1 protein-coding gene and 1 pseudogene are annotated in these 2,891 nt (G+C 61.4%); one reads left to right on the top strand and one right to left on the bottom strand.

Features of this window, described 5'->3' with window-relative positions; translation table 11 throughout:
• A partial coding sequence (locus WAW39_RS24925) for a hypothetical protein (RefSeq protein ID WP_422321869.1) occupies positions 1-676 on the top strand: 676 nt, incomplete at its 5' end.
• 547 nt (positions 677-1,223) lie between these two features.
• Here WAW39_RS24925 and WAW39_RS24920 read toward each other — a convergent pair.
• Positions 1,224-2,891: pseudogene (locus tag WAW39_RS24920) on the bottom strand (hypothetical protein); the annotation flags it as partial.

Genomic DNA, 2,891 nt, shown 5'->3' with positions numbered 1-2,891 from the left:
CGGGCTCTATGCCAGGAAGGAACAGCAGAAGGAGCGGGTGTCGTACTGGGTGCTCACTCCCGCAGGCGAAAATGTCATCGTGGGTTTTGCCGCTGGGAAGTGCACGGGGATTCAGAGGATGCAGCCGGTTCCGAAGCAACTGATCCATGAGCAGACGGGTGCCGAGCACGGGGCCTGGATGGCGCGGAGTGCCGGAAGCAAGGGGGGCACGAACGGGAGCCCGCCGTTGCCCACCCCTGCGCAACTCGCCGCAGACGAGATGAACGCGGAACAAGCCAGGCAATGCCGTGAACACTTCACGAGCTACCTTTCCAAGTGCCCTGAAAATGAGATTCGCTGCCTTTGGTTTGTGCGGGATTTAGCCGATGTGGGGATGATCATGCAGATCCAGCTTCAGGAGTCGAAGGTTTACACTGTGCGGGAGGTGTTTGACTGGGCGGAGCAGAATGCGAAGACGCGCGAGATGAGCCACTACCAGATGGTGGTAGCGAAGGAGCTGCTGCCCGGACTCCCGGCCAGCACACCGGGTGTGCCGTTTGCCGAAGGGCTGCATCTTTCCTTCTGGCTGGGGAAGAAGCTGCACACCGTGACCTACAGCAGGAAGGCGGTGCCGCTGCTGGTGCAGCGCCTTTATGACGTGGGCGGCGGGCCGGCCGATTTCACGTATGCGAAATAGCTTCACTCGATCGAATCACCTGCCGTCGGGTCATTAGCGGCCATCGTCATCATCACCGTCATTTTCTGCGCCTTGTTTTGTGCGCCCGGGGCGGTGGGGTTTTATACCACGAGCCATTGAAAACGGGTCTGAGCAGGTTTGTACGGGTAGCGTGGCGCTCCGGTCGTAGGTTGGATGTGTTTGGCGTCGCAACCGCTTCTTCGCTCCACAACTCCCTCCGCCAAACCGTCCGACCACGGGGGTGTTCGCACGCCCCGATGTTTGCGGAACGCTGATGGACGGGCGGGCTGTCGCCACACCCATCCTACGTATGGCGGGCATGCAAGCATCGGCTGCCCGATTTGCCTTGAAGTCTCCAACTGAAAACAAAGTCTCTCCTTCAGAGCCGAACTTTCATCGGCTCCGAAATAGACCCGTTTTCAATGTCTTGTGGTATTACACGCGGCGGGCGTTTCGGCGGGATCACGCTGGCGGCGCGTGGCGGGTGCTTTTTTGCGGGATGGCAGGGCCAGGATTTTTTGCCGGAAATTTGCACACCGCTCCGCAGTCATTTGTTGAATTTTCCCCGGATGGAGGAGCTGGATGTTTCGGGCTTTGACAGGGGCTGGCGCTGCCTGCTGCTTCTTTTTTCCACGTTTTCCATGGTGGATCTCATTTCAGGGTCCTCACGGAGGGTTTTCTTTGCCTTTGGCGGCGCGGGCGGCGGCGGCTGCGGCTCCATGATGATGATGTTCTGAGAGCCTGGGGGCGGCGGCTGCTGCTCCATGATGATGTTCTGGGAGCCTGGGGGCGGCGGCTGCTGCTCCATGATGATGATGTTCTGGGAGCCTGGGGGCGGCGGCTGCGGGTGCTCCATGATGATGATGTTCTGGGAGCCATGGGGTGGCAGAGTGGTGCACCTCTGCGGCACCTTTTGTGCATATTCCGGGTCGCTGAAAAAGGTGCCCAGGTGGGGGTAGGCTTTCTGGGCCGCAGGGTCCGTTTTGAGCAGCCGCAGATGGTCTTCGTCCAGCAGGACGTCCACGGGGTCCTGCTGATTGGAGGTCTGGATGGACTGCAGGGCCTGGGCGTGGCGGGAGGGGTCGGCGGTGAAGAAGCTGACAGAAGGGCCGCCGCAGTGGTAGGTGTCCAGCGGGGTGTGCGTGCTCATGTGTGAGCTGCGGTAGAACGGGGGGCGGGAGTTGAAGCCGATGATGGAACTGCGCACCACCTCCCCGACTCCCAGCACGAGATTGGCCTGCTCATCGGGGGAGAGGTACTCCTTTTCCTGCGCGTGCTGGAGCACCTGCGCGCGGTGATTTTCCTGGAAGCTCTCCAGCATCTCCAGCACGGGCTGTGGCGGCGGGGGCAGCGCTGTCTCCCGCCCATGGCGGTCCTGCAGCTTCATGCCGTCTGCTTGCTTGGCCACGACGAGCTTGCACACGGGATTTTGCTGAATGTCTGCGGTGCTGCGGTCCAGCGTGTGCGCGCAGGGCACGGGCATCCAGGGGTCCACCACGACGACTTTGCGAGGGTCATTCACCTGCACCCTGCGGTCTCTTTCATCGGAGATCGTCACCGCATCTGGCTCGGCGATGAAGACGTAGGTGTGGTCGATCTGGTTGCCACAGGCGAGGATGATGAGGCTGCCATCCGGGATGTCCACGCCCAGGCTCTGCAGTGACTGCGGGTCTGTGAGCAGTGCAAAGCTCGTGTAGGCATGCTCGGCGCACTTGCCCGTGCCTGTGGCGGCGGATTTGTAGCAGTCTGTGAGGACGCTGGAGCTGTCCTCGCCATAGTGGAGCATTTCCTCCACGTCGATGCCGCTTTTTTGCTTCCGCTCATGGTCCACTGCGACGAGCTGCTTGTAGTGGCTGTAGTATTTTGGACCGAGGTGCTGGCCGTTGAGGTCATTGTCCTCTGACTTGGCCACATTGAAGAGTTCTTCGCGTTTGTTGTAGAGCAGGACGTTTCTGCCGGAGGTGCGAAGCACGTCCGGGGCCTGGTTGGGCCCGCCGTCAGTGATGACGGACTTCACGGCGGCATTCACCGCCTGGGCGCAGTGCAGGCTCTGCATCGTCTGCGGGCTCACCTCCAGATTGCGGGCCTCTGCCGGGCGGATGTCGATGCAGTCGAAGGACACGTGTGGCGCTGGCTCCAGCCCGGGCCGCAGCTCCTTCAGGCTCTGGCCGACGATCTGATGGATGGAGCCGGGATTCTGCTGCATGTTCTGGAG

The sequence above is a fragment of the Prosthecobacter sp. genome, assembly GCF_049294395.1.
GTDB lineage: Bacteria > Verrucomicrobiota > Verrucomicrobiia > Verrucomicrobiales > Verrucomicrobiaceae > Prosthecobacter.
Note: the sequence above shows the minus strand (reverse complement) of the source record. Positions and strands in the feature narration are given on the sequence as shown.